This is a genomic window from Nocardia sp. X0981 (genome assembly GCF_977089955.1).
This window is the reverse complement of record NZ_OZ372435.1, coordinates 3,770,149-3,793,564: the sequence shown is the minus strand read 5'-3', so window position 1 is coordinate 3,793,564 and position 23,416 is coordinate 3,770,149. Positions and strand designations below refer to the sequence as shown.

29 protein-coding genes and 1 pseudogene are annotated in these 23,416 nt (G+C 67.1%); 10 read left to right on the top strand and 20 right to left on the bottom strand.

All coding sequences use genetic code 11. From position 1 onward, the window contains the following. Nucleotides 1–2: 2 nt before the first annotated feature. Entirely contained in the window at nucleotides 3–2,672 is a 2,670-nt protein-coding gene (locus ACYR7D_RS17010; RefSeq protein ID WP_459545556.1) for an alpha-L-rhamnosidase, read from the top strand. A 105-nt stretch (nucleotides 2,673–2,777) separates the two neighbouring features. Beyond that, nucleotides 2,778–3,389, top strand: coding sequence for a cupin domain-containing protein (locus ACYR7D_RS17005; protein WP_459545555.1), 612 nt, complete (start codon nucleotides 2,778–2,780; stop codon nucleotides 3,387–3,389). Between the two features lie 209 nt (nucleotides 3,390–3,598). On the opposite strand, the gene ACYR7D_RS17000 is transcribed toward ACYR7D_RS17005, so the two are convergent. Both ACYR7D_RS17000 and ACYR7D_RS16995 read right to left on the bottom strand, forming a co-directional pair. After that, a complete protein-coding gene (locus tag ACYR7D_RS17000) occupies nucleotides 3,599–3,790 on the bottom strand; it encodes a hypothetical protein (RefSeq protein ID WP_459545554.1) in 192 nt (63 codons plus the stop codon). Between the two features lie 265 nt (nucleotides 3,791–4,055). After that, on the bottom strand, nucleotides 4,056–4,403 hold the full coding sequence (locus ACYR7D_RS16995) for a DUF6463 family protein (RefSeq protein WP_459545553.1): 348 nt from the start codon (nucleotides 4,401–4,403) through the stop codon (nucleotides 4,056–4,058). A gap of 29 nt (nucleotides 4,404–4,432) precedes the next feature. On the opposite strand from ACYR7D_RS16995, the gene ACYR7D_RS16990 reads away from it, so the two are divergent. Further along, complete coding sequence (locus tag ACYR7D_RS16990; protein WP_459545552.1) at nucleotides 4,433–5,032, top strand: TetR/AcrR family transcriptional regulator; 600 nt, start codon at nucleotides 4,433–4,435, stop codon at nucleotides 5,030–5,032. 106 nt (nucleotides 5,033–5,138) lie between these two features. On the opposite strand, the gene ACYR7D_RS16985 is transcribed toward ACYR7D_RS16990, so the two are convergent. After that, nucleotides 5,139–5,648 (bottom strand): anthrone oxygenase family protein, encoded by a 510-nt coding sequence (locus ACYR7D_RS16985; RefSeq protein ID WP_459545551.1) that lies wholly within the window; start codon nucleotides 5,646–5,648, stop codon nucleotides 5,139–5,141. Nucleotides 5,649–5,929: 281 nt separating this feature from the next. Beyond that, the gene (locus ACYR7D_RS16980) at nucleotides 5,930–6,460 is read right to left on the bottom strand and encodes a MarR family winged helix-turn-helix transcriptional regulator (RefSeq protein WP_459545550.1); all 531 of its coding nucleotides are present in this window, start codon (nucleotides 6,458–6,460) and stop codon (nucleotides 5,930–5,932) included. Between the two features lie 23 nt (nucleotides 6,461–6,483). On the opposite strand from ACYR7D_RS16980, the gene ACYR7D_RS16975 reads away from it, so the two are divergent. From ACYR7D_RS16975 to ACYR7D_RS16960, 4 genes and pseudogenes are all read left to right on the top strand, one after another. Further along, entirely contained in the window at nucleotides 6,484–6,993 is a 510-nt protein-coding gene (locus tag ACYR7D_RS16975) for a carboxymuconolactone decarboxylase family protein (protein WP_459545549.1), read from the top strand. 304 nt (nucleotides 6,994–7,297) lie between these two features. Beyond that, nucleotides 7,298–8,254: an endonuclease/exonuclease/phosphatase family protein gene (locus ACYR7D_RS16970; protein ID WP_459550194.1), complete on the top strand. Its 957-nt coding sequence runs from the start codon at nucleotides 7,298–7,300 to the stop codon at nucleotides 8,252–8,254. 137 nt (nucleotides 8,255–8,391) lie between these two features. Beyond that, a pseudogene (locus ACYR7D_RS16965) lies at nucleotides 8,392–8,742 on the top strand (dienelactone hydrolase family protein); the annotation flags it as partial. A 188-nt stretch (nucleotides 8,743–8,930) separates the two neighbouring features. After that, the gene (locus ACYR7D_RS16960) at nucleotides 8,931–9,545 is read left to right on the top strand and encodes a hypothetical protein (protein WP_459545548.1); all 615 of its coding nucleotides are present in this window, start codon (nucleotides 8,931–8,933) and stop codon (nucleotides 9,543–9,545) included. A 102-nt stretch (nucleotides 9,546–9,647) separates the two neighbouring features. On the opposite strand, the gene ACYR7D_RS16955 is transcribed toward ACYR7D_RS16960, so the two are convergent. Then, nucleotides 9,648–10,517, bottom strand: coding sequence for an alpha/beta fold hydrolase (locus ACYR7D_RS16955; protein WP_459545547.1), 870 nt, complete (start codon nucleotides 10,515–10,517; stop codon nucleotides 9,648–9,650). A 131-nt stretch (nucleotides 10,518–10,648) separates the two neighbouring features. On the opposite strand from ACYR7D_RS16955, the gene ACYR7D_RS16950 reads away from it, so the two are divergent. After that, a complete protein-coding gene (locus ACYR7D_RS16950) occupies nucleotides 10,649–10,840 on the top strand; it encodes a hypothetical protein (protein WP_459545546.1) in 192 nt (63 codons plus the stop codon). Between the two features lie 73 nt (nucleotides 10,841–10,913). On the opposite strand, the gene ACYR7D_RS16945 is transcribed toward ACYR7D_RS16950, so the two are convergent. The 4 genes from ACYR7D_RS16945 to ACYR7D_RS16930 all read right to left on the bottom strand — a co-directional run bounded on the left by ACYR7D_RS16945 (nucleotide 10,914) and on the right by ACYR7D_RS16930 (nucleotide 13,016). After that, the gene (locus ACYR7D_RS16945) at nucleotides 10,914–11,321 is read right to left on the bottom strand and encodes a hypothetical protein (protein ID WP_459545545.1); all 408 of its coding nucleotides are present in this window, start codon (nucleotides 11,319–11,321) and stop codon (nucleotides 10,914–10,916) included. Nucleotides 11,322–11,441: 120 nt separating this feature from the next. Continuing rightward, complete coding sequence (locus ACYR7D_RS16940) at nucleotides 11,442–11,567, bottom strand: hypothetical protein (RefSeq protein WP_459545544.1); 126 nt, start codon at nucleotides 11,565–11,567, stop codon at nucleotides 11,442–11,444. 400 nt (nucleotides 11,568–11,967) lie between these two features. Further along, a complete protein-coding gene (locus tag ACYR7D_RS16935; protein ID WP_459545543.1) occupies nucleotides 11,968–12,186 on the bottom strand; it encodes a DUF397 domain-containing protein in 219 nt (72 codons plus the stop codon). Next, nucleotides 12,183–13,016: a helix-turn-helix domain-containing protein gene (locus tag ACYR7D_RS16930; protein ID WP_459545542.1), complete on the bottom strand. Its 834-nt coding sequence runs from the start codon at nucleotides 13,014–13,016 to the stop codon at nucleotides 12,183–12,185. Before ACYR7D_RS16930 ends, ACYR7D_RS16935 begins: the two co-directional genes overlap by 4 nt. A 351-nt stretch (nucleotides 13,017–13,367) precedes the next feature. On the opposite strand from ACYR7D_RS16930, the gene ACYR7D_RS16925 reads away from it, so the two are divergent. Both ACYR7D_RS16925 and ACYR7D_RS16920 read left to right on the top strand, forming a co-directional pair. Next, the gene (locus ACYR7D_RS16925; protein WP_459545541.1) at nucleotides 13,368–13,562 is read left to right on the top strand and encodes a hypothetical protein; all 195 of its coding nucleotides are present in this window, start codon (nucleotides 13,368–13,370) and stop codon (nucleotides 13,560–13,562) included. Nucleotides 13,563–13,735: 173 nt separating this feature from the next. Continuing rightward, nucleotides 13,736–13,930 (top strand): hypothetical protein, encoded by a 195-nt coding sequence (locus tag ACYR7D_RS16920; RefSeq protein WP_459545540.1) that lies wholly within the window; start codon nucleotides 13,736–13,738, stop codon nucleotides 13,928–13,930. An 82-nt stretch (nucleotides 13,931–14,012) separates the two neighbouring features. Here ACYR7D_RS16920 and ACYR7D_RS16915 read toward each other — a convergent pair whose 3' ends face one another. From ACYR7D_RS16915 to ACYR7D_RS16865, 11 genes are all read right to left on the bottom strand, one after another. Then, nucleotides 14,013–14,774, bottom strand: coding sequence for an ESX secretion-associated protein EspG (locus ACYR7D_RS16915; protein ID WP_459545539.1), 762 nt, complete (start codon nucleotides 14,772–14,774; stop codon nucleotides 14,013–14,015). 90 nt (nucleotides 14,775–14,864) lie between these two features. Then, nucleotides 14,865–16,025 (bottom strand): WXG100 family type VII secretion target, encoded by a 1,161-nt coding sequence (locus tag ACYR7D_RS16910; RefSeq protein WP_459545538.1) that lies wholly within the window; start codon nucleotides 16,023–16,025, stop codon nucleotides 14,865–14,867. Between the two features lie 54 nt (nucleotides 16,026–16,079). Continuing rightward, complete coding sequence (locus ACYR7D_RS16905; RefSeq protein WP_459545537.1) at nucleotides 16,080–16,574, bottom strand: hypothetical protein; 495 nt, start codon at nucleotides 16,572–16,574, stop codon at nucleotides 16,080–16,082. A gap of 45 nt (nucleotides 16,575–16,619) precedes the next feature. Beyond that, entirely contained in the window at nucleotides 16,620–17,189 is a 570-nt protein-coding gene (locus ACYR7D_RS16900; protein ID WP_459545536.1) for a DUF3558 domain-containing protein, read from the bottom strand. 272 nt (nucleotides 17,190–17,461) lie between these two features. Continuing rightward, nucleotides 17,462–18,907 carry a serine/threonine-protein kinase gene (locus ACYR7D_RS16895; protein ID WP_459545535.1) on the bottom strand — a complete coding sequence of 482 codons (1,446 nt, stop codon included), beginning with the start codon at nucleotides 18,905–18,907 and terminating at the stop codon, nucleotides 17,462–17,464. 116 nt (nucleotides 18,908–19,023) lie between these two features. Continuing rightward, on the bottom strand, nucleotides 19,024–19,467 hold the full coding sequence (locus tag ACYR7D_RS16890; protein ID WP_459545534.1) for a hypothetical protein: 444 nt from the start codon (nucleotides 19,465–19,467) through the stop codon (nucleotides 19,024–19,026). A gap of 175 nt (nucleotides 19,468–19,642) precedes the next feature. Next, nucleotides 19,643–20,242, bottom strand: coding sequence for a DUF3558 family protein (locus ACYR7D_RS16885; protein WP_459545533.1), 600 nt, complete (start codon nucleotides 20,240–20,242; stop codon nucleotides 19,643–19,645). Between the two features lie 46 nt (nucleotides 20,243–20,288). Next, nucleotides 20,289–20,819, bottom strand: coding sequence for a DUF3558 family protein (locus ACYR7D_RS16880; protein WP_459545532.1), 531 nt, complete (start codon nucleotides 20,817–20,819; stop codon nucleotides 20,289–20,291). Then, nucleotides 20,816–21,265, bottom strand: a complete 450-nt coding sequence (locus tag ACYR7D_RS16875) for a hypothetical protein (RefSeq protein WP_459545531.1) — start codon at nucleotides 21,263–21,265, stop codon at nucleotides 20,816–20,818. The genes ACYR7D_RS16880 and ACYR7D_RS16875 overlap by 4 nt, the downstream gene beginning before the upstream one ends. 42 nt (nucleotides 21,266–21,307) lie before the next feature. Next, a complete protein-coding gene (locus ACYR7D_RS16870) occupies nucleotides 21,308–22,549 on the bottom strand; it encodes a hypothetical protein (protein ID WP_459545530.1) in 1,242 nt (413 codons plus the stop codon). Between the two features lie 19 nt (nucleotides 22,550–22,568). After that, on the bottom strand, nucleotides 22,569–23,402 hold the full coding sequence (locus tag ACYR7D_RS16865) for a hypothetical protein (protein ID WP_459545529.1): 834 nt from the start codon (nucleotides 23,400–23,402) through the stop codon (nucleotides 22,569–22,571). Nucleotides 23,403–23,416: the final 14 nt, after the last annotated feature.

The following is a 23,416-nucleotide window of genomic DNA, read 5'->3' as shown; positions in this document are numbered from 1 at the left end:
CGATGTCGCAGCAGAAAGCGATGCTCTTGCCCGCCACCGGACTCCGGACCGACCGCCGGACCGCTCCACTGGGCATCGACAACCCCGTGCCCGAATTCTCGTGGCTTCCCGCCGCTACCGAGGACGACCGGGCGGCGCAGGTCGCGTATCTGATCGAGGTAGCGACTTCCGCGGATTTCGGCGCGGATACGGTGTGGCGCAGTGGGCGAGTCGAGTCGGCACTGCCGTTCGGTGCGCCGTACCAGGGCCCACCCTTGCGGGCGCGGTGCCGGTATCACTGGCGGGTGTGCCTGGAGGACGCGCACGGCCGGTGCGGGGCGTGGAGCGAGCCGGCCTGGTTCGAGACCGGGGTGCTGGATCCGGGTTGGTGGTCCGCGCATTGGGTTTCGGCGGCGCCTACGACACTGCCCGGCCCGGATGCCGCCGTATATCTGCGCGGTACGGTCGAACTGACCGAAGAGGTGGTGCGCGGCCGCGCCTATGTCAGCGGGCTGGGCTGGTACCGGTTCTTCGTCAACGGTCGCGATCTGACCGGCCCCGCGCTCGTTCCGCGATGGACACCGTTCGACTCGATCGTCGAGTACCGAACCTACGACGTCTCGCGGAATTTCCGGCGCGGACGCAATGTCATCGCGCTGGCGCTCGGCGACGGCCGCTACCGAGGACGTCTCGGGATGAATGCCCGGCGCGCGGTCTACGGGGACCGGCTCGCGGGATTCGCGCAGCTCGAACTGGAGCTGGCCGACGGCCGCACGGTCGGTGTCGGGACAGGCCCGAGCTGGTACGGCGGTCCGGGACGTATCCGCGCCGCGGACCCGATGCACGGCGAGCGCTGCGACTTACGGATATCCGCGGACGACTGGCTCCGCGACGACCATCCGCCCGCGCGGATGGCGCCGGTCGAGGTGCTGACGCAGCCGTCTCGTTCACTGGTGGCGGAGGAGCTCCCACCGGTGCGCGCGATCGAGACGATGGCCCCGCGGACGATCACCCGGCTGGCTTCGGGTGCGCAGATCGTCGATTTCGGCCAGAACTTCGCCGGGGTGGTGCGGATCGGGCTGTCGGGCCGGCGCGGATCGCGAGTACAGCTCACCCACAGCGAACTGCTCACGTCCGCGGGAGAAGTCGATCTGACCTATCTCGACGCGCCGCCGATGATGAAGGTCGCTCCGCAGCGGGACGAGGTGATCCTCGGGAGCCACGACGAGCGGTTCCAGACCTGGTTCACGATTCACGGGTTCCGCTATCTCCAGGTCGATGGGCTCGAGCCGGACCTGGCGGTGGGCGATGTGCAGGGGGTGGTGCTGTCCTCCGACCTACCGGTAACCGGCGCCTTCGAATGCTCCGACGAGCGGCTGAACCGGCTGCAGCGCAATGTGTTGTGGAGCCTGCGGTCGAACTTCACCGACACCCCGACCGATTGCCCGACTCGCGAGCGGTCCGGCTGGACCGGTGATATCCAGGTATTCGCGCCCACAGCTGCCCTGCTGGTCGACGCGCACGGTTACCTGAACCGGTATCTGCGCAATCTGGCGATCGAACAGTTTCCCGACGGCACCGTCCCACCGTTCGTGCCCAGCGAAGCGTCCGCGTTCAGTGGTGGGCCGAGCCGGCTCACCCGGCTCACGGCGACCGCGGTCGGCTGGGGCGACGTCGTGGTCGCGCTGCCGTGGACGCTGTACCGGTACTACGGCGACACAGCGGTATTGAAACGCCGGTACGACAGTATGCGGCGATGGGTCGGTCATCTGGAGCGCACCGCTCGGACGAAACATTCCCCCACGCGGTGGCTACGCAAGCGGGTCGGCGCGAAGGAGCGCTACATCCTCGACACCGGCTTCCACTGGGGTGAGTGGCTGCGTCCCGGTGAACCGTTCGCGGTCCTCGCCCGTGACCTGATCCGGCATCGGCCGGTGGTCGCGACGGCCTACTTCGCGCACTCCACGAGGATGCTGTCCCGTATCGCCGAGGTGATCGGCGCGGCCGAGGATGCGCAGTACTACGCCGAGCTGTCCGAACATATCGCAGACGCGTGGCGGTCCGCGTTCGTCCGGCCGGACGGCCGGATCGGGGCGGACAAGCAGGACGATTACGTCCGTGCCCTGGCATTCGATCTGCTCACCCCATCGCAGCGTCCGGCCGCGGTCGCCCGATTGGCGCGGCTGATCGAGCAGGCCGACCACCATATCGGCACCGGTTTCCTGAGCACCCCCATGATCCTGCCGGTGCTCGCCGCCGGTCACCGCGCCGATCTGGCCTTTGCTCTGCTGTTGCAGACGAGCGCGCCCTCGTGGCTGCACCAGGTGGGGCGGGGCGCGACCACGACCTGGGAGACCTGGGAGGCCTACCGTCGCGACGGCAGCGGCAAAGGGTCGCACAACCATTACGCGTTCGGAACCGTCGCTCGATGGCTGATCGAAGGGCTGGCCGGCATCACCCCCGCCGAGCCGGGCTATCGCGTCGTCCGGGTCGAGCCGTTCGTCGGCGGCGGCCTCACGCATGCGTCGGCATCCGTCACCACCCCGTTCGGGATCGCCCGCAGCAGCTGGCGATCCAGCGGCGACCGGGTGCACCTGGAGGTGACGATTCCACCCGGCGCGACCGGCGATATCCGGCTCGGCGACGGCCGGACCGAACACGTGGGCGCCGGGACACACGGATTCGAATGGTGATCCGGGTGACCGTGGCAGCTCCGTGTCCTCGATGTCACACCAGGACGCCTCGAGATCTCTATGCCATTACCCGGAGCGGTTCCGGGAGAACGTCAGGAGCAAACGATGACCGATTCCGATACCGGTGCCCCGAACACCGGTGACAAGGCCTTGCTCGTCCGGCACGAGGAGGCCGAGACGCTGGACACCATGGGTGTGCGGCTCTACGCCGACCACGATATGACCGGCGGAAAACTCAGCGCGAACCGCGCATTCCTGCCCGCTGGCGCCGATGGCCCGCCGCCGCACTACCACTCGACTTCCGCCGAACTGTTCTACCTGCTCGACGGGCGCTTGCGCGTGCTGGCCGGCGAGGAGATCCACGAGATCGGCGCCGGCGATTTCCTGCTGATCCCGCCGAATATGACACACGCCTGGGCTGCCCCCGCGACTTCCTCGGCGGACGTCCTGATCGTCTTCACCCCGGGTATCGAACGTTTCGACTATTTCCGGCTGGGCGATCGGATCCGCAAGGGCCTGGCGAACCCGGTCGAGATCCTGGAAACCCAGGAACGGTTCGACAACCATTTCGTCGACAGCCCGATCTGGCGACAGTCCTCCCGCGACGACAGCCGCGGCCGGCTGGACCCCGGGGCACACCGCAGCGAATTCCTTGCCAGCGAGGTTCTCCGGGCCCAGCCGGGTGCGGCCCGCGGACCGGTTACCGGCCGGGGCTGACCGGCCGCGGCGGCCACCGCACCGGAAACGCGGTCCCGTCACCTGCCCGGCTACCGGACCGAGGAGATACCCGGTGCGCACCCGAGCGGATTCGGGGGCCCGTCGGCATCGGCACACGCCGATGCCGGCGGGTAGTACTGATCGCGCGATCGTTCGCGAAGTCCGGGAAACAGGTCGATTCCCTTGTCCATGTCACGATGCGGCTGTGTTCACGGGTTACCGGGGAATATCTCGACGGTGGCGGCATTGTCGTGGAAGGTCAGCGGGCGCATGGTGATCGGGGTGGACCCACCGGTACTGAGGGTGGTGGTGCCGCCTTGCCCGGTCGTGCCCTGCAGGAAAGTTCCCGGGCCGGAGGCCTGCCGATACCGGTGACGGGCTCGTCGGGGCCTGCCGGGCACCGGATTCGCTACTACCGCAGGCGGTCGGGGCGATGGTGACCGCTCCGAGAGCCAGCAAGGTGCCGATCACCCGGCGCTCGGTTCGGCGGTGTCCTCATGGCGGCGGGACCGGACCACGGATACGGGCCGCTGCGTGCCGGGCGGAGCGAAGGGGCGTTGCTCGTTCATTGTCCCTGAATAATGCTGCTGTGAAAGACTTTTCGTGATCGTCAACAGCCACCCACACCGGAGAAGACGTCGATCGCTCTCCCGGGGATACCGGCCCCTACACCAGGGCGGTGACGGCCTTCCGCCTGCCGAGCCAGTGCCGGACACCGACGGCGAGCGGTACGAGAACAGTGAGGAATCCCGATACGGGCTCGAAGGCGAGCCCGAAACCGGCCAGTACCGCCGTAGCGGCAAGGACCGGCGTGGTGACGTAACCGCGCGCTCGTTCCACCTCTATCACCGCGACCCCGAGACCGGCTCCGGCGACACCGAAGGCGGTGAACCAGAACGACAGCGCCATGTCTTGGTCTCGGGTCGTCCATATGACGACGCCCAGCGCGGTGTGGGCGGCGCCGATGAAGGTGAGCATGCTGCCGACTACCGGGAACCCAGTTTTAGAATCCATATTCTAAAACTATGCCCTAGGCTGTCCCTGTGGCAAGACCCCGGCGCTTCACCGACGATCAGATCCTGGACGCGGCCCGCGATCTGCTGGCCGACCCGGCGATCGGCCGACCGGCGATAACGGCGGTCAGCACCGCTTCCGGCATACCCACCGGGTCGATCTACCTGCGTTTCGCCTCCCGCGACGAACTCCTCGCCAGACTCTGGCTGCGTTCGATCCGTCGCTTTCATATCGGCCTCATCCACGCACTGACCGGCCCCGACCCGTTACTCGCCGCCGCGGCGTACCTGCCGCGTTATTGCCGTGACCATCCCACCGAAGCGCGCGCGATGAAAATGTTCCATCGCGACGAACTGCTCGAGATCGGCCCCGACGATCTGCGCGCCGCGATCACCACCGTGAACGACGAGATGAACGCCGCTTTACGCGATGCGGTCACCGCCCAATTCGGCACCGCCGATGAATACGCCATGGATATCGCGAGCGCTACGGTCAAGGCCATTCCGTACGGCATGGTCCGCGATTTCATCGCGCGGGCAGCCCCGATCCCGGAATGGGTCGACGATATCGTCGTCACCGCGACGACGGCCGTGGTCGGTGAATTCGCCCGACGAGCCGCCACCCGCTGAGCAGACCGGGCGCACGTATCCGATCGCTACGCGATCTCGATGCCGCGCGGCCCCACCCCGGCGGTGTATCGACACGGCCGCCCAGCGCTCGCGTATATCCGCGCGGTCAGCTCGCGGTCTGGGTCTTCCCCCATAGCACCAGCGCCCAGCTCAGGCAGGCGAACGCCGCCGTGCTCGTCACCGTGCGCACGATATTCCAGGCCACCCACCGCGCCTCGGCGAACGCTTCCCGCACCGCTGCCGGATCGGCCAGGTCGGCGGGTGCGCCCGCGGCCTTCAACGCATCGTTGAGCGGCAGGTGCACAGCGAAGGTGATCACCACCGCCATCAGGTAGAGCAGCGCCGCGGCCGCCGACCAGAGCAGCACCGACCGGCCCGCACCGCCGAGATGCAGCAACGCCGCCGCGGCCGACAGGATCAGGGCACCCAGGAAAGTGGCCAGGAACAGCGGATTGATGATCGCGCGATCGATCGCCTGGTACGCGCCGATGAACGTGCGGTCATCGGTGGTCCGCAGGCCGGGCATGATCGCCACCGCGTAGATGCCGAATACCCCGGCCATCAGCCCGGTGGCCACGGTGGCCGCGACCAGTACGACGGTCCGGAGTCCGTCCATCTCTTCTCACCTCGTTGGAGTGATCCCGATTCCCCGCCCGAGGCACGCGAGCGGCCCGGAACACGGCAACGGTACTCGGGCCCACCCGCGCCCACCAGCGCTGGAGAGGGGATGCCCACTTCCACCGGCGCCGCTCGCCGATCTCGCCGGAACCTCGGCCCACCCTCCGCGGTATCGAACACGGAACGGAAACCCGGCGGCCGAAGACCCGGCCGGCTCCGAACGACCGACCCGCACACTCACGGCACGGCACGGCACGGCACGGCCGAAGAGGTAAGGCGTCAGCTCATTCCACCGAGCCAACTCTCGGCGTCGAGCCGGAAGGCGGCGGGGGCGGCGACGGCGCGTAGGTCGTCTTCCATCGCGCGAAGTCGGGTTTCACCCAACCGTTCGGACCAGGTGGCGCGGAGGTGGTCGAAGACGGCCGCGGAGCGGGCCAGCGCGTCGAATCCGCGCCGAGTGAGACGGACGAGTTTGCGGCGGGCGTCGGCGGGGTCGTCGGCGCGTTCGGCGTAGCCCGCGGCGACCAGGCGGTCGACGGTCTTCCCGGCCGCCTGCTTGGAAATTCCGAGCCGACGGCCGATATCACTGGCGGTCGCCCCCTCGGGACCGATGGCCTGCATGGCGAAACCATGCGCGGGGCGCATATCCGGGTAGCCCTGCCGGGCGAGTTCGGCGTGCAGCTCGTCGATCAGCGTGCGGAATCCCGCGAACAGCAGTACCGGGAGCTCGTAGCCGGGCCTGGGCGGGGCGCCACGGTCGCCATCGTTGCCGGAAACGACAACCTGGTTTACCATTTCATCGTCAACCATGTTGTCTATATTAGGAAGCTGGAATGTTCGACACCCATACCCTGGACACCGCCCCGGAAGCCGCACGACAGACGATGGCGGCCTTCGCGCAACGCTCGGGCGGCACGGTGCCCGAAGCCGTGGCGCGGTTGGCGACCTCGCCCGAACTGCTCAACGGATTCCTCGCCATGAGCGAGAGTTTCGAGCACTGCACCCTCGATCCGTTGGCACGCGAGGTCGTCATCATGGTCGTCGCGGTACGAAACGACTGTCACCTCTGTATCGCCATGCACACCGGCAAACTCCGCAAGATCGGTGCGGATTCCGAGTTGATCGCGGCGCTACGCGCCGGCCGGACGCTGACAGACCAGCGCCTCGAGGCCATCCGGACCTTCACCCTGGAAGTGCTGGCGCACGCCGGCGCGGTGGACGACGAGGCACTCGAAGCCCTACGGGCACAGGGGTTCACCGAGCGCAACGCCCTGGAAGTGGTCCTGGGCATCGGCACCTACACCATGTCCACCCTCGCCAACCGCCTCGTCCGAGCCGCGTGAATCCACAACGGCCGCGCGTACACACCGACGGCGCGTTCACCGGCACGGCCCATCGACCACGACCGGAATGCCCGCAGCCCACCGTGTAGGCCCGGTCTTCTTCCCGACCCGTCACCGGGGTCGGCCGGCTCCGCAAGCCCACCCCTTACCACTGGGTGAACACGTGCCGACCGGAGCGGGGTTGCGTTCGGGTGGCCTCTCGACCTCCCTGGATCGCTCGTATTCCGAGTGCGATATCGGCCGGACGCGCATACAGGGCCGCGGCGCCCGGTGGCGCGCACCGGTGTGTTTGTCTGTCCCCGTGATGTCGAAATGGATCCGCGCCGGAATCCATGCCCTCGCCTGGGCGGCGACGCTGGCCGGAGCCGCCGGGGTGGGATTGCATTTCAGCCGCTCATCGGCTCAACCGCTGGTGCTGGCCGCCTCCCTCGCGCCGTACCTGATGGGTGCCGCGCCGGTCGCCATGGTGGTGTGGGCAGCCGTGCGGCAGTGGCGCGGCGCGGCGGTGACGGTGCTCGTCGCCGCCGCCGCGGCATGCACCCAGGCTCCGCTGTATCTCGCCCACCCGAGCACCGGCGACGGCCCCGAATTGACGGTCATGCAGGCCAATCTGCTGTTCGACGGTGCCGACCCCCGATCCCTGGTCCAGCAGGTGCGGGAACGGGAGGTCGGGGTGCTCACCGTCAACGAGCTCACCCCGGCGGCGGTGACGGATCTCGGCCGGGCCGGCCTCGACCGGTTGTTGCCCTACCGGTACCTCTCACCCGGCCGGACCGCGGCCGGTACGGGAATCTGGAGCGCCTACCCGCTGTCGGAGACCGTCGAATACGACGGCTTCGTCCTGAACCAGCTCTCGGCGACGGTGGATATCCCCGGTGCCGGGCCGGTCACGGTGTACGCGTTGCATCCGGTACCACCGGTTTTCGGCACGCGGGTCTGGGCCGACGAGTTGACCCGGCTGCGCGGCATTCTCGACCGTTCCCCCGCCGACCGGCCGGTGATCGCGGGCGGCGACTTCAACGCGACCCACGACCATTCGCAATTCCGCGCACTGGTATCGGACCGTTTCGGCGACGCCGCCGCCCAGGCGGGCGCCGGACATCTCGTCACCTACCCGACCGACAAATGGTGGCCGCCGGTGGTCGGTATCGACCACATCGTTCTCGCGCAGGCCCGTGCGGTCGCGGTGGAAACCGTCGGACTACCGGGTGCGGATCACCGCGCCCTGGTCGCGCGGGTGCGCCTGCCGGGTATCCGCTGACCGGCTCCGCGCGGATACCGATGACCGTGCGCGGTGGGTTAGGCTGTGCGGCGATGACTACCGGGACGGCATTACGCCGCACACGGATAGGCGACCCGGTGCTCCTCTGAGCGCCGGCCGGTCCGGTCGCGGTCACCGGCTACTGCATCGGCGGCCTCCTGGCGACGCGCACCGCGGCCGCCCACCCCGGCCGGGTAGCCGCCCTGGCCGCATTCCACGCCCCCGTGGCCGCCGACGGCCCCGACGGCTTCCGCCCTGTCACCGCGCAGATCCACTTCGGCCACGCCGCAACCGATCTCACGCCCGCCGCTCTCGGCGAACTCGACCATATGCTGGACGCCGCGGGGGTCGGCTACACCTCCGAGATCTATCCGGGTACCGTCCACGGCTTCACCATGTCCGATACCGCCGCTTTCGATCCCGCCGGGCTGCAACGCCACTGGGACCGTCTCCTCCCCCTCCTGAGCCGCACCTTGGGCAAGGGTTGAGGCTCCGGACCGGAAGCCGCCCTCGGCAGGTCCGCCCGATACGCTCCCGGACAGCGAACAATCCGAACTCCGACCATCGAGTCTCGCGTGTACGACAATCAGGACGACGGTTGGAAACAGAAGGGGGTCGCGGGATGGAACGCGGGCGGCGGATGCGGAGTCGTTTCCGAGGGTTTCGGTCGACCACGATGAGCGCACTGTTGATTCTCGGGGCCGTAACAGCATGCGGAGCCGAGGAAACCGGGCACACCGGGACGAGGCCGATGTTCGGTGGGTTGCCGGATTCCTGCGCGCAGGTGTCGGCACCGGCGATGGATGCCATCCGCGCCTATACGGGCGCGCTGTTCAGCGAGGCGGTCCGGTTCGAAGATGAGAGCGCGGGCCTGTCCACCCCGGAAACAACCGTCGAAGTGTGCAGCGCCCGGTATCAGAAGGTCGAGCCCTGGTCGGCCGGGCAACCCCTCCAGCGCACCATCACCCTGTCGTTCTCGCTGAAATCGGGCGATGACGCGGTCGCGGCCACGGAACGTCATTTCGATCGGGCATTCGATGCTGCGAAAGGCAGCGCGCCAACCGGCCTCGGTGATGAGTCCTTCGAAGCCTGGGGGGCTCCGGACGATACCGCCTCGAACGCCTTCCGGAAGAGCAATGTTTTCGTCAGCGTGGCCGTCTTCGGCTCGCATATGGCCGAACGTGAAGGTATCAGCGGCCCTCGGGCGGGGCAGGCCGAGTTGGTGCCGGGCGCTCGCGCCATAGCGGAGGCACTGGCGGCGAACCTCGGCACCGTACTCACCTCGGCGTGAAAGCCGTCTCTCCAGGACACACCGGCATAATGCGGGACCGGCCACACTCTGCCGAACGGCGGAGTGCGGCCGGGACGGGCAGGTACGTACCCTCTGGTGTGCTCAGTCCTGACCGTCCAGGACTTCGCGCAGCTTGTGCGCGAATTCCTCGGGCTGCCCCGCATATCCGAATTCACCATCGAGGAAGCCACCGTGATGGCTGGGGAACACGGTCGCCCGCTGACCGAACAGTTCGGCTGTCGCCACCGCTGTGCGGCCGGTGAACGTATTTCCCGTTTCGGCTCCCACGGCGATGACGACGCGGGTCCGCGCCGCGGCCACCACGGTGGGGTCGGGGCGGTAGCTGCTGACCGCCCACGACCGATCCGACAGCAGCGGGTCGTCCCGGGAGCCGTCGTCCTCGGCCGGCATCCCGAACAGGGTGGGGTCGGGGGTGGGCTGAGCGAAGTACTCGTCGGTGAACTCGCCCTGCCAGGAGCCCATCGTGAGGAAGGCCGCCATCCCGGCACCGAAACCTTTGGCTTCGTATACGTCCCGTACGGCCGCGCGGGCGCGTTCGGCGGCCGCGGCATCGGGCAGCACCGGAATCAGCGGCGGCTCGTGCGCCACCAGGGTGACCACGTCATCGGGGTGGGCCGCCACGAGCGCGAGCGCGGTCACCGCGCCGCCGCTGCTCGCGAACATTTCGACCGGACCGGCCCCGAGTGCTTCGACCACGGCGTGAACGTCCTCGGCTTGGACCTCCGGCACGTGGTCGACGCGACCGTCCTTGCGGACGCTGCGGCCGATACCCCGCGGGTCGTAGGTGACGACGGTGCGGTCGGGGAAACGCGCGGCGAGCGCGCGGAAACCGGCGGCCTCCATGGGCTGCCCGATCAGGAACAGCGGCGGCCTGCCCGCGGCGGCCGGCAGGGGGCCGTGCACGTCGTAGACGATATCGGCACCGGTGGTTTCGAGAGTATGCGTCGACATACCGGTGTAGACGCCTTCCGCACCGGGAACTCATCGCCGCGCCGACCGGTTGCTACGCGGTACATCGGCAGGGCAGGCGAACAGCGCAACGAACGCAGGGCCTCGCAGGTCTGTCCGGAGCAGGAGAAGAGTTGACCGGGCAGCTGCCGGCTCTACCGGCCCTGATCGCCCTGATCTCCCTGGTCGTAGCGGGTGTGGAAGTCGCTCGATCCACCAGGGACGTCCTCGTGCCGACCGTCGTGCTCCTGGCGGTGATCGTGCTCGGCGGCGCACTGGTACGCCACTTCCGGACCGCACGTTCCGCGAGATCTCCGGAGAAGTAGCAGACCACAGGACCAGCGGACGACAGGACGCCGGGACCTGGAATCCTGCTGTTCCAGGCCCCGGCGGCTGCCGTCACGCGGCGTCGAGGGCAGCGGTGATCTTACGAGTCATATCGGCCAGGACGGGGCCGGGCACACTCCCGTGCGGGCGGGTGGCCGCCTCGACCGCCACCAGGACCGTGTTGCGGAAATTGTCGGCCTCGACCGGATCCTGTGCTTTCAGCAGACTCGTGGCCGCGGTCAAGGCCGGCAGCACCTGATCGGCGAGGTCGGCGACGGTCTTACCTTTCACGTCGATATCCCTGGACTTGGCGGCCAGCACGTGCCCGACCAGGCCGGTCGCCGCTGTCAGGGCGATCGAGCCGCGGGTGGCGGCCTTGTGCGGGGAACCGGCCGCGTCGGCGGCGGAGATCAGCGATACCGCACCGTAGGCGGCGGTGCGGATGATGGACTTGTCCTGGTCGGTCAGGGTGATGGACATGGCGGAGCTCCTTCGGAACTGGTTGTGCTGAAACAGGTTCGGCCTGTTCGATGAGGGGAGATTCCGGGACGACGTCCCGGGGGATGGACCATCGGCCGGCTGTGGCCGCTCGGTCGCAGCTCAGCGGACTCGCTGTCGCCCGCCGAGCGCGGTTTCCCGCGCTGTCCGGGCGACAGCGCGGAAATCCTTGCTCAGGATCTTGGAGTGGTTACCGGCGACTTCCGCGCTCGATTCGATGTTGCTCATAGGAATACTGTCGCCGTCATCGCTGACACCGCCCTGACGCCGCCCTGACACACCCGCTGACACGGTAGCGGTACCGATGACTTCCTCCCGGTCCTTGCCGACCGGGGAACGGGTACCCATCGGGCGAGGACATCCGCTCTTACACGGGTCCGGTTATCGCCCGCGGTCGAATGAACGCGCACCGACCGAGTAGGCGTGTCGTTCGAATATCCGTTCCCCGGTCGATATCGGCTGATCCGCCCGGCAATCCGAGCGAAACCGCTCATCGAGCCGGCCCCACCCGTCGGCATCGACGGCCCGAGTGCAGAGCAGCGGGTATGCGGGGCGACCGGGCGGGCCGATGAAGAACCGGCGGCACTCCGGCCGAGCGGCGGGAGCACGACCGCTTCGACCCGATACTTCAGATGCCTCGATCCGCTGAGCCGAGCCCACCCGCGCGCAGACCGGCAGTGAAGGTATCCCACTCCCCCGGCCCGAAAACCAGCGCCGGACCGCTGGGATTCTTGGAATCCCGCACCCCCACCAGACCACCACGCAAGTGGGCGACCTCGACACAATCGTTTCCGCTGGCACTACGGGTGCTCTTGAACCAGGCTGCTCCGGATAGGTCGACGCTCATGCCCGATACTCCCTCGCCGTCGCCTCGATGAGGCGCTGTGTTTCTCGCTCGTCCAATGCTACGTCCAGGATCGACGCGCGAGCTGCCTGATACCAGTCGATCTCACCTGGCTTGTCCAGGTACAACGATCCGGTGAACCCCTCGATGTACACAACCGGTGGTTCGGTCAGAACCGGGTTCAGGTGCTCAGGAAATCCCAGGTAGACGAAGTGCTTCGCTGTCCATCCAAGATGATCCGGCGCATCGAACGGTACGACTCGCAGCGAAACCCGCGGCAGCGCGGCCACCTCGACAAGATGGTCCAGCTGATGTGCCATGGTCTCGGCGCCGCCGATACGCTGCCGAAGCGTGGCCTCGCTCAGCGCTACTTCCAAGGCGAAACCCGAGGAGTCGTACAACCTCTCCTGTCTCCGCTGGAGTAGAGCAACCTCACGATCGAGCTCGATCGACCGCCCGAGCGGTTTCGCGACCTCCCACAGGGCAGTTCGATAAGCGCGAGTTTGCAACAGTCCCGGCAAAAGGATGGTCTGCCACGAGAAGACCTCACATGCCGCCTGTTCGAGCCCGAGGAACATCTCCGCCTCGGGCACCACTGCACCGGCATACGACGACTGCCACCACCCGTCCTTACGGGATTCTTCGACCAGCCACAGCAATTCGCGGCGGTCGGCGTCGCTCGCTCCATATGTATCACACAGCGCATTGACCACCATCTTCTTGGTCTCGCTGTTGCGCCCGGATTCCAAGCGCCACAGGGTTTGCGCGCCCATCTCGCACCGCCGGGCCGCATTCGCCCGGCTCATCCCGGCCTCCTCGCGCAGTTCGCGCAAGCGGCGGCCGAGTACCCGGCGCGGCAGGGTCGGTGGGTTCGTGGCGTTCAGTTCGATCGACACAGGTATATCCCCTTCCGTTGACGTTACTCGCGGTTATTCCATCTCGAATGGAACAGTCGAACTGCTCGGAATTACCCATCCACCCGGAGCAATTCCATTGTGCGACTGAATCTTACGTATCGGTTCCCAATCGGGGAAGAGGGTGGTTCACTGAGTGTGCGCGCAAAAAGGTATGGGAAGTTCCGTGGCGGAATTTTCCATATCACTCCGCACCAGTTCGGCGAATTCTAAGCGCACCGTGCAGCTTTCGCCGAGCGGGAGCGGCCGACCCCTCCCCGACGTGACGAGGTGACCATGCTGTTCGGACTACCGGTGACCGATCACCGGCGCGTACCCGTGATGACCGTCGGCTACGCGCACCAGGTGATGCAGACCCATATCGAATGCCTCTCGGCGACCTGCCCGGTCAAAAGACAGGCCAGGGCCCACTTGATCGAGGCGCGCAAAATGATTCCCGACGGCCGGGAATTCTCGGAGTACTGATCCGCCCACACGAAGGAAACCGCGCTCGTGAAAGAAAAACTGCCGCGCCGTATCCCCGGCGCGAATTCCATCCCCGTGGGCGGAAAATGGAAACCGCCGACCGATATATCCACCCTCGTCCGGGTATCGAACGCCCTGCGTCACTGGTCGTCTCAGGAAACCGGGAAAGCCCGATGAGCGAAGCCCCGGGGCGCGACCATCACCTCGTACCGTTCGATATGCTCGCGGCCCAGGCCGAGAGCCTCGGTTACCGGCTCGTCCGCGAGCCGGGCACACCAGCCGGATGGTCGCTGCTGGACGCTGTGGACGGTGAACCGCTGCACACGGCAGCCACTCTCACCGATATCGCACGGTATCTCGATGAATAGCAGCGAGCCGACGGCCCTGTGCCGCACCGCCCGCGCGGGTTCGCCGATGCTGCCGCGAACAGCCGGGGCAGCACCGACGGTGCTACCAGGTATCCGGCTCGTCCTCGCGCAGCCGGAGCAGCGCGTGGTCGATCCAGTCGGCGAACCCGGCCGCGAGCTCGGCGGCGGCGACGGGCCGCAGCGTGACATGGTCGCGGGTCCGCTTTTCCAGGTAGCGGCCGTCGCCGGTGATATCGAACCACCGAGTCCGGTACCAGGGCTCGGGACGATCCAGAACCGACCCGACCCGCAGGCCCGCCACACCGCCGCCGTCCGCGGGCCGCTGCGCGAGCCGCCGGTACTGTTCACCGGGACCGCGCCGGAAGGATTGCCGCTCTGCACCGCCGGGGGCGAGATCGTCGATATGGAACGTAGCCGCCGCCTCCCGGCCGGGATCGCACGGCGGCACCAGCGCCGCGAGACGTTTCGGCAGCTGTTCGGCGGCGAACAGCTGGGCATGGATCGGGCCGTCGACACCGTCGATCGCCGACTGCGCCAATACCACCCCATAATGCGCATTACGCGAGCCGACCACCCGGTATTCACGCATCCGGCCCTTGACGGTCACGGTCGAGGCCCCCAGGATCTCGATCCGCAGATCACCGTCGGATACGGTGTGCAGGGTTCGCCGGATCAGTTCACGCTCGTCCCGGTCGTACCGCGCCCGCACGGCCGCCGCATGCGCCTCGAACGAATTGCGGGTCTTGTAGCGGCTCAGATAGTGCAGCGGGCGCGGGAACCGGTCGATCCCGTCGCGGTACCAGAGCGCGGCGAAATCGTCCGGCTCCCAGATCCAGGTGCTCATTATCGGTGGTTTTTCCTCGATCCTGTGACAACTGCCGACACCTCCGCGCCGCCCGTCGCCGGTCGGTCCCCGGAGCGGGCGGCGAGTCGGTCAGTCGCGTTCCACCGGCCGCGCGGCCGGTATATCGGCGCCCAGTACCCCGCCGGGAATCGTCGGCGGCAGATCCCCGAGCAGTTCGTCGGTGTTCTCGGCGTTGACGAGATAGTCCGGGGACTGGTGCTTCTCGTCGTCCTCTCCCTGCCGGCCGCGACCGGCCATACCCGGCGACATCATGCCCGGCATACCGCTGCGCGCCGCGCTGGAACTGGTGGTCCCGGTGGTCGCCACCGCCGGAGTCCCGGTGGTGTTCGGGGTGCCGGGCACACTGCGGCCGGGGTCGCCGGTGGTCACCGGACTGCCGCTCGGGGAACCGGGTGTCCCCGGCCCGGGGGTGGTCGAGGTGGTACTCGGCACGGTGGTGGTGCTGGGTGTGGTGGGTGCCGGATTCTCGGTGGTGGACGGGGTCGTCGTCCCCGCGGGCGTCGTCCCGGGCAGTTCGGTACCCGGCTCCTCCGGTTGTTCGGTGCCCGGCTGTTCCGTCCCGGGTTCCTCGCCGGTGGGATTCTCTCCCTGCGGTCCGCCGGTATCCGTGCCGTTGGGATCGCCGCCCTGGTCGGTGGAGGTACCGCCCGGCCCGGGCTGGTCGCGCGTACCGGCGGGCAGATCGGTGTGCAGGGGCTGGGTCGGGTTCACCGGAGCGGGCAGGACCGGGATCTTCGTATCGGCCTGGACGAAACCGGTCACGTAATAGTCCCGCATGACCTGCCGGGCCGCTTCCTCGTTATCGGTCCGTTTGTTATGAAACCCGAGAATGGTCCACTCGGACGGGTGTATACCCCAACGCTTCTCGATCACCTCGGGCAGATTGTTCTGGGTGCGCATGATCGACACGACGGCGTCATAAACCTGAACCGCGAGCGCATTCAACGCGGGAACCAGGTCTTCGGCCCTGGTGGCGTAATTGCCGATCGCCTGCCGCGACTGCTCCGCCGCCGGCCCCTCCCAGGCCGCCGCACTGGACCGGCGGATACGCGCGGCGAACACTTTCACCCCGCTCTCCCACTGATCGGCGATCTGCCCGTACTGCTCGGACGCCGTCATTCCGTGTTCACCCGGACTCAGCGGTTCGAACGCCTCGTTGATCTCGCTATGGGAGAACCCGTTGGGTTCCTCCGGGTCACCGATCTTCGGGCCTTCGTTCTGAACGGTCATCGCACCCCCTGTTCCGAATGGACCGACGCGCCACGTAGCCGCACCACGCTTCTCCTACTGCCCCGGAGTCGGCAAGAACGGCGACGGCAGCGCCAACGGCACGACCGGTGGCGCCCCGGCCATCAACTCGTTGTACCGGCCGGCGAACGCCTCATCGGTCTCCATATACCGCTGCGCGATCACCCGGTGCAACTCCTGAATATCCTCGACGATCCGGTAATGTTCCTCCAGAATCGCGTGGATATCGTTTCCGTCTTCCGCGTTCTGCGCCTTGGTACGGAAACGGTTGACCAGCACCGCGGCCGAGGAAAGATCTTTACTGGCCTCCCCGAGATCCCATCGCTCACGGCTATGGATTTCCCGCGCGATGCGCTGCAATTCCCGTATCAGGAGTTTGAACCCTTCACAGTCACGCTCCATATACACGAATTCTTCGGCGTTCACCCGCACCGTATCCGGCGAGCCGGCACCGAGATTCACTGACAAACGCCCCTCTCGCGCCTCGGTCAGCAGATCCTCCAAAGGACGCGAGGCCGCATCCTCACTCATCTCCGAACTCTCTCCCGCTTATCACAACTGCTGGTTCCCGTCCGCTCAAGCATCCGGGATCAAGGGAGCGAGCTTCTGAGCCAGACCCAGCCCGAGTTCACATGTATCCAGATGGCCGGTCTTATCGTTCGACGCCGGATTATCCATGGAGAGTTCGAGACTTCCTCCGTTCATCTCCACATAGAACAAACAGGACGCCCGCACGTCGGTATCGTCGGCCGCGTTCACCGCTATCGCCGCCCGGCCGTCGACCGTGTACTCCTGCCGGACCACGAACTGGTCGTTGTCCCGCACTACAGGCAGCGTCAAGTTCGTCGTGGTGATCCCCACCGCATAGCTGTCCGGAGCCACGTAACTACACCCCCGCCACTTGATCCCTCGCGACCCGTCCACATTCGCGTCCGTCACCCCTCGCCGCAAATCCTCCGACGCCAGCACTTCCTGCGGAATATCGGTACACGGATCGAACGACGACGGCGCCTCCGCCGCGATCGGCAACCCGGTGGTCGTGGTCACCGAAGACGCCGACCCCTCGGTTCCGGACCCACACCCCGCGACCAGCAGCGCAGCCCCCACACCACACAGAATCCCCCGCATCGATCGACCAACGGTCATCACGAACCTCCCGACACCGGCATTCCATATCGAACCGGGAACCGGCCGGCCCCCCGCGTCCAACCGACCCTACCGACCTCCCCATCCGTCGCTCAACCGCGACAGCCCACATCAGGCACATGGGACGCGGCTCGGTCGCCATGGAACCCGGGAAATTCGAGAGGACGAGCTCGGAGATCAGGCGGCAAACCGAGCCGGACCGGCCCGGCGACACCGGGCGAATCGGACGGTAGCAGGCAGTGCCCGACCCGCATCGGTGAGTTGCGCTGGTCTCACCGGCGTCGGCTACGGGTGCGGTAATCGATCCATAGTCCCGTGTCCCGCGCCAAAGTGCACCACAGAGCGGCTCCGTTGCACACGGTGATCACGGCGAACACCAGGAACGCCCCGAACTCGAGTTGTCGCTGTACCGTGAGCACGAACAAGGCACCCCCTGCAATCAGAAGCCCGATAACAGAGCAGATACCCGTCAAGATCCGGCCGACACGCGTGCCCGCCAACAAGGAGAGCCCCGCCGTAACCCACAGCACTACTACGGCTCCCATGACCAGTGTGCCGATCATGTCAGGGGTGTTGGGATGCTGGGTGAATTCCCTGAAAGCTTCCATGAAGATGCCCACCGGAAGCAAGCTCATGACCAGTGTGGTGATCGCCGCGGTGAAAGCCGGGAATCGCGACGGCGACGACCCGTTCCGCCCCTCCGCGCGGCGAGCGCCCTGCGAAGCCGGATAGAGCTGAGCTTCGGGCGGCGGAGGTGGTGGTGGTGCGACTCGGCCGGCGGGGGTAGGGAACACCGGATTCGGGCCGGGCGATATCGCGTGGCCGTGTGCCTGCGCATTGTGCACGGTGGGCGCCGTGCGGGCGGCCGGCGCGCCGATACGGTGGCCCTCGAGTGCGGTACGCGCCGCGGTGACGAACTCGGTGCAGGTGGCGAAGCGGTCGTCGCGCTGTTTGGCCATCGCGCGCTCGAATACCGCGTCCACCGCCGGATGGAGATCCGGCCGGACGGCGGTGAGCCGGGGCACGGGCTGCGCGATATGTCCCATCACGACCTGCCCCGGGTTGGTCGAGGCGTAGGGTGGCTGCCCGGCCAGTAGCGCGAACAGGGTGCAGGCCAGGGAGTACTGGTCGGAGCGGTGGTCCACCACTTCACCGGACAGCTGTTCCGGCGAACCGTAGGCGAGGGTCGCGGTGAACGTACCGGTGACCGTGATCTTGGTATCGGTGGCGTCGGTGAGGCGGGCGATTCCGAAATCGGTGAGCACCGCGCGGGATTCCCGGAACGAATCCGCCTCGGAGATCAGGATGTTGGCCGGTTTCACATCGCGGTGCAACACCCCCCGGCTGTGCGCGAAATCCAGCGCGGACGCGGTTTCGCCGAGTAAGCGCACCGCTGTGCCCACCGGATGGGCCCGCGCGTCCCAGGACGCGGCATCGGTTCCGCGGATGTACTGCATCGCGATCCACAGATGACCGTCGTCGGCGCCCCGGTCCAGTACACCGACTATCCCCGGATGTTCGAGCCGCGCGATGACATCGGCTTCCCGTTCGAAACGGCGGACAAGCTCGGGATCGGTGGAAACCTCCCGGTTCAACAGTTTCAGAGCCACGCTGCGGGGCAGCCGCGGATGCTGCGCCAGGTACACGGTGCCCATACCGCCCTGCCCCAGCACTTTTTCGACCTGGTACCCAGCGAAGGTCGCGCCCGCCCCCAACACCTCTGCTCCCTTCGTAGCCGTACGACTCCGTGAAGGTACCGCAACGGTGACAGCCGGCCACGCCGAGGCGTGCGCCTGCTCCCCACCCCGCCGCGTTCATCTCTCCGGCGAGGCGGTCAGGCGTCGACGCGATGCAGGCAGAACGAGACCGGCGGCTGTTTGTGCCGGATACTGGTGGTCTGTTCGTATTTGCGGCGCACAGCGTCGCAGACGCCGTATTCATCACGCTCGACACGAGTATTCACCTGGTACGCCCCCGGCGTCGTACACGGCACTTTCCGCAGGAGATCCAGGTTCCCGTAGCGGTACTCCGGATCGTTGAAGCAGTCACCGACCCGAGCATTGAGGTGGGTGCAGACATAAATGGTTTTTCCCGTTCTCCTCCCGCGGGGAACCCAGCTGTACGAGTGGTCGGCGCAGTTCGCTCTCGCCGCCTCGCGCACAACCACCAGCGCGGCTTCCGGATCGGTGCAGGGCCGGTGCTGCAGATCCCAGGAACGGTTCTTCTGCTCCTGCGTGAAATAGCCGCAGTCACCCACCTTCATGGTCTCCGATTTCATCTGCCCGCACCCCGCAGCGGTCACCGCCGCACAGGCGAGGACGGCGGCTATCCCCGCCGCGCGGAAGTGAAAAGTGCGGAGCAGGAAAGTATTTCGGCGACGGAGCGACATGGTGTCCACGATGTCAGAGATACCGGAAATCGGCCTGCAGCCCCGCGATCAGCGGGTGCGGGGGCTATGCGGGTCGGGCGCGCCCGAAGGCTGTGACGATCGTCGCCATGTTCCGGTCGCAGATGTCGTCTCCCGGGGCCGAGGGCCGAGCGGTCAAGTACTCCGCGGAGGGGACGATATTGATTCCGAGGTTGCCGTTCGCTCTTTCGGCGAAGACGGTGCAGGCTTTTCCGTCCCATGGGTTCAGCGTGACCTTGCGGCCGACGGCTTCGGTGAAGGCGCGTGATCGTTCGTTTTCGCCCCATGCGGGGATCGGCTCGAGCATCCACCCCACGGAGACCAGTCCTTCCGATTCCGAACCCCAGTTGCAGGATTCCGCGACCACCCGGCCGTCCTTCTCGTCGTTCGTGCGTTCCGGGGCCAAGCCCTGGGTGTCGAGAATGCCGACCACCTCTTCCGAGGTCAGCAGAGCACACGCATCCAGGCCCGATACCGGGTTCACACTGGGCACGACAGGCGGCGGGGACGCCGCGACGCCGGCTGTGGTCGTCGCCGGGGCGGGGGCGGGCGCCGTAGCGTGATCAGCACCGGCGCATCCCGCTACAGCGAGGACAACCGCGGCCGACGCGAGCACCGCGAGGCGTTTACGGGTAGATACGGACAAGCCAACTCCTTTGTGATCAGACCATCGACAATGCGTCGCCACACCGTCATCCGGGCAGGTAGGGGCTCAATTCCCCGGCGACCCGCTCACCCTCCGCACAGATATCGCCACCTGCCGCGCGCCCGCCCGGCCCGACCGGCAGACGCGACCAGATGAGCGCCATGCCCTGCGCAAGTTCCACACCGAAGTAGCATCGTTCCTTCCGCTCCGGGTCGAGTGCGTCGCCGATTTCGAGTGCCGTCCGATCGCCGACCGTGGCGGGCCCCACCACCCGGTAATCCTGGTAGCGCGGGTTCTGCTGGAACTCGTTCAGCGAGGCCGGCCCGAAGTACACGGCCGCGTCGTACCACCCGGCGGCGGATTTCCAGATGCAGCCCTCCCATCCCGAGAATTCGGTCCCGAAGGGTTCGGTCATCAAGGGCTCCGGTGCGATTCCCGCTTCGGTCAGGGCCGCGGCGGGGATATCGCAGGGATGATCGGCGCGCGGTGTGGCCGCCGTGTCACCACCGCCACCGCAGGAAGTACTCGTCACCGTGACGATTCCGGCGAGCAGTGCCGTCACCAATGTTCTTCTCATTGCAACCAAGTCCTTTGTGCCGGGTATTCATCGAAATCGTCGGGCCAATCGCTCGGGCCGACCACGTTGTCGTCGCGGCGCGCGATCGGCCGGGGTATCGGTGTTTCCGGTGCGGAAACCGGCGGCCCCCAGATCCATACATAGGAGGGCGAATTCTTCAATTCCGCGACCTCCGGCGGGACCGGCCGTGCGAACTGCTCGATATCCGGCCAGCGGCATTCGCCCGCTTCGACGCGCGCGCCGTAGTGCCGTAACTCCGGTGAGGCATTCGGCATCGCCGCCAGTGATGCCATGAGTTCCTCGCTCACCGGAACCGGTGCGTTCCACAGATCCTCGAGCACGGCGCGTTCCACTCGTAGGCTCGCCGTCTCCAGGCGTTGCGCCGCGGTGAGGACCCGGCGGGCCATGGCCTCCACGCCGGGGTCCAGGTTCGGGTCATCGAACACCGCTACCACCTGATCCGGTTATCGAACCGCGCCGAACGATCGTCATACCGCGTCCTCCCACGGAGCCCGGCCGGACCCGACCTCATAGGCTTCCTTCGGCCGGTTCATCGTGTCCTCGGCCTGGGCGACCTTCCCGATATCGTTCACCAGCGCCGCCCGCCGGGCGGCGTCGTCGACACGGCTGGTGATCGGCTCGAGCTTCTGGGTGATCCAGTCCTTACCCTTACCGACCGGATTACCGATCCACTCCAGAAACTCCTTCGTCCGATTTCGCACATCCTCGATCTCGGTGATGATCGTGTTGACGAGATCGACTATGTCCCAGACCTTCCGGGCCATATCGATGATCTCGAGCGCCGTCCCGATTCCGGGAATCTTCTTGACGAGGGCTTTGAAAATCTGTTTGGTACTGCGGAAATCCACAAAGGAGGTCACGAAATCGCGGAGTTTCTCGCAGGCCCGGCGGACACCGTCACGAATCTTGTCGGCGACGGTGTTGAGCAGGTCGGAGATGACCCGTCCCACGGGCCCCTCCCACTTCATAGCCGCGACCTGACTTCCCGCCCACGCCTCGAAGGCTATGGCCGCTCTGCCGTCCCAGTGCGGACCGACCCGGCGCACCGCGTCCTCGAGATTCGCCCCGGAGCTTTCCATCGCATTGCCCGCGACCTTGTAGGTCTCACCGATCCGGCGCAGCTCGTTCCAGTTCGCGGTGATCCGGGAGAGCACCATTTCCAGGATATTGACCTCACTGCCCGCCATCCTGGTGACGTTCTTGACCGCCTCGTTGACATCACCGACCACGCCGGTGGTCTCCGCGATCAGATCCGCGAGTTCCGGGGGCGCCGCCGAAGGCGGGTCGAGCTGGATCTCGTTCGGTTTCGGGTACGCGACCGGATCGGGGTAGTCCATGACCAAGCCGGTGTTCTCCCGATCGGCATCGAGGGCCACCCCCTGGCCGGTGATCAGGTTCGTAGTGGCCGCATTGAGTGCCTCGTAGGTCTTCTTGTCCTGGTCGTGGTACATCCATGCGGTACGGTTCAGTTCGTCGCCGCTGTTCGCGGTGGTGTTGCCGATACCGGCCATCCGGGTTTCGAAGGTCCCCGCCGCGTGCGTGAACGGCGCGGTCAGCGGCTCGAGTATCGCCCCGCCGAGGCCCTCGGAGCTCACCACACAATATGCGCCCACGAAATCGGCGATGGCCTTCACATCGGCACCCACGGCGTCGAGCGCATTCCCCAGCCCGGCGATCTGCGCCGATTCCGCTATCAGTGTTTCCGCCACCTGTCCGGCCTTTCTTTCGTCATCGCTTCGTAGGGTGCAGGGAAGTCAGGATCGCTTCGGCATCGCGCTCGCTCAGGGCGTCCGGCAGGCCGGTGTGCCGCTGTAGGATCAGCACCATCACCTCGGCGGATGCGTATGCGGGCGTGGCCACGACATCGAACTGCGCGGCGCTCGGGTCGCAGGAGGACTCGGTGGGGATTCTGGTGACCACCGCCGTGTACCGGACGGCGGGACGCCCCGCGACTTCGGCCGGTACCGGCCCTCGGAGGTCCACATCGGGACGAGCGCCCGCGGCGCCGGAGAATATCGCGCCGGCTCGATCGGCCGCTTCACGCGCCGCGGTGTCGATATCGATGCCGTTGCGGCCCCGGACCCCGACTCTCGCGAGGACCGAACCCTCGGTTTCCGGGCAATAGCCGTAGCCGTAATCGCTCACCGCGCCGTAGGAAGCGATCGTCCGGCCGCCTTCGGACCAGCTGACGGTCCGGCCGTTGGACGGGCGCCAGCCGTCCCCTGCGGGTACGGAGTAGTCGAGCCCGAATCTTGTCGGAACAGTCCGGGGTTGCCCCGCGACCACCTCGGGTAGCGGCGGCGGAAAGGCCATGGAGGGAAATCCGGGCGGTAGTGGCGGTTCCGGCGGTGACTCCGCCGGGGCGGGAGGCAGCCACGACGGAGCCGCCTGCTCCACTTCGGGCACATCGTCGGCGTAGGGGTTGCCGACCCACGCGATGACGAGCATCCCCACCGCGGCTACACCCATCCAGCCGGCGACCTTGGCCAGCGAACCGAGCACGCCCGATCGGGCCAGTGCTACGAGAAAATTACGCAAACCGAGCCCCTGACTCCGGTTCACCAGGGCCACGGGCG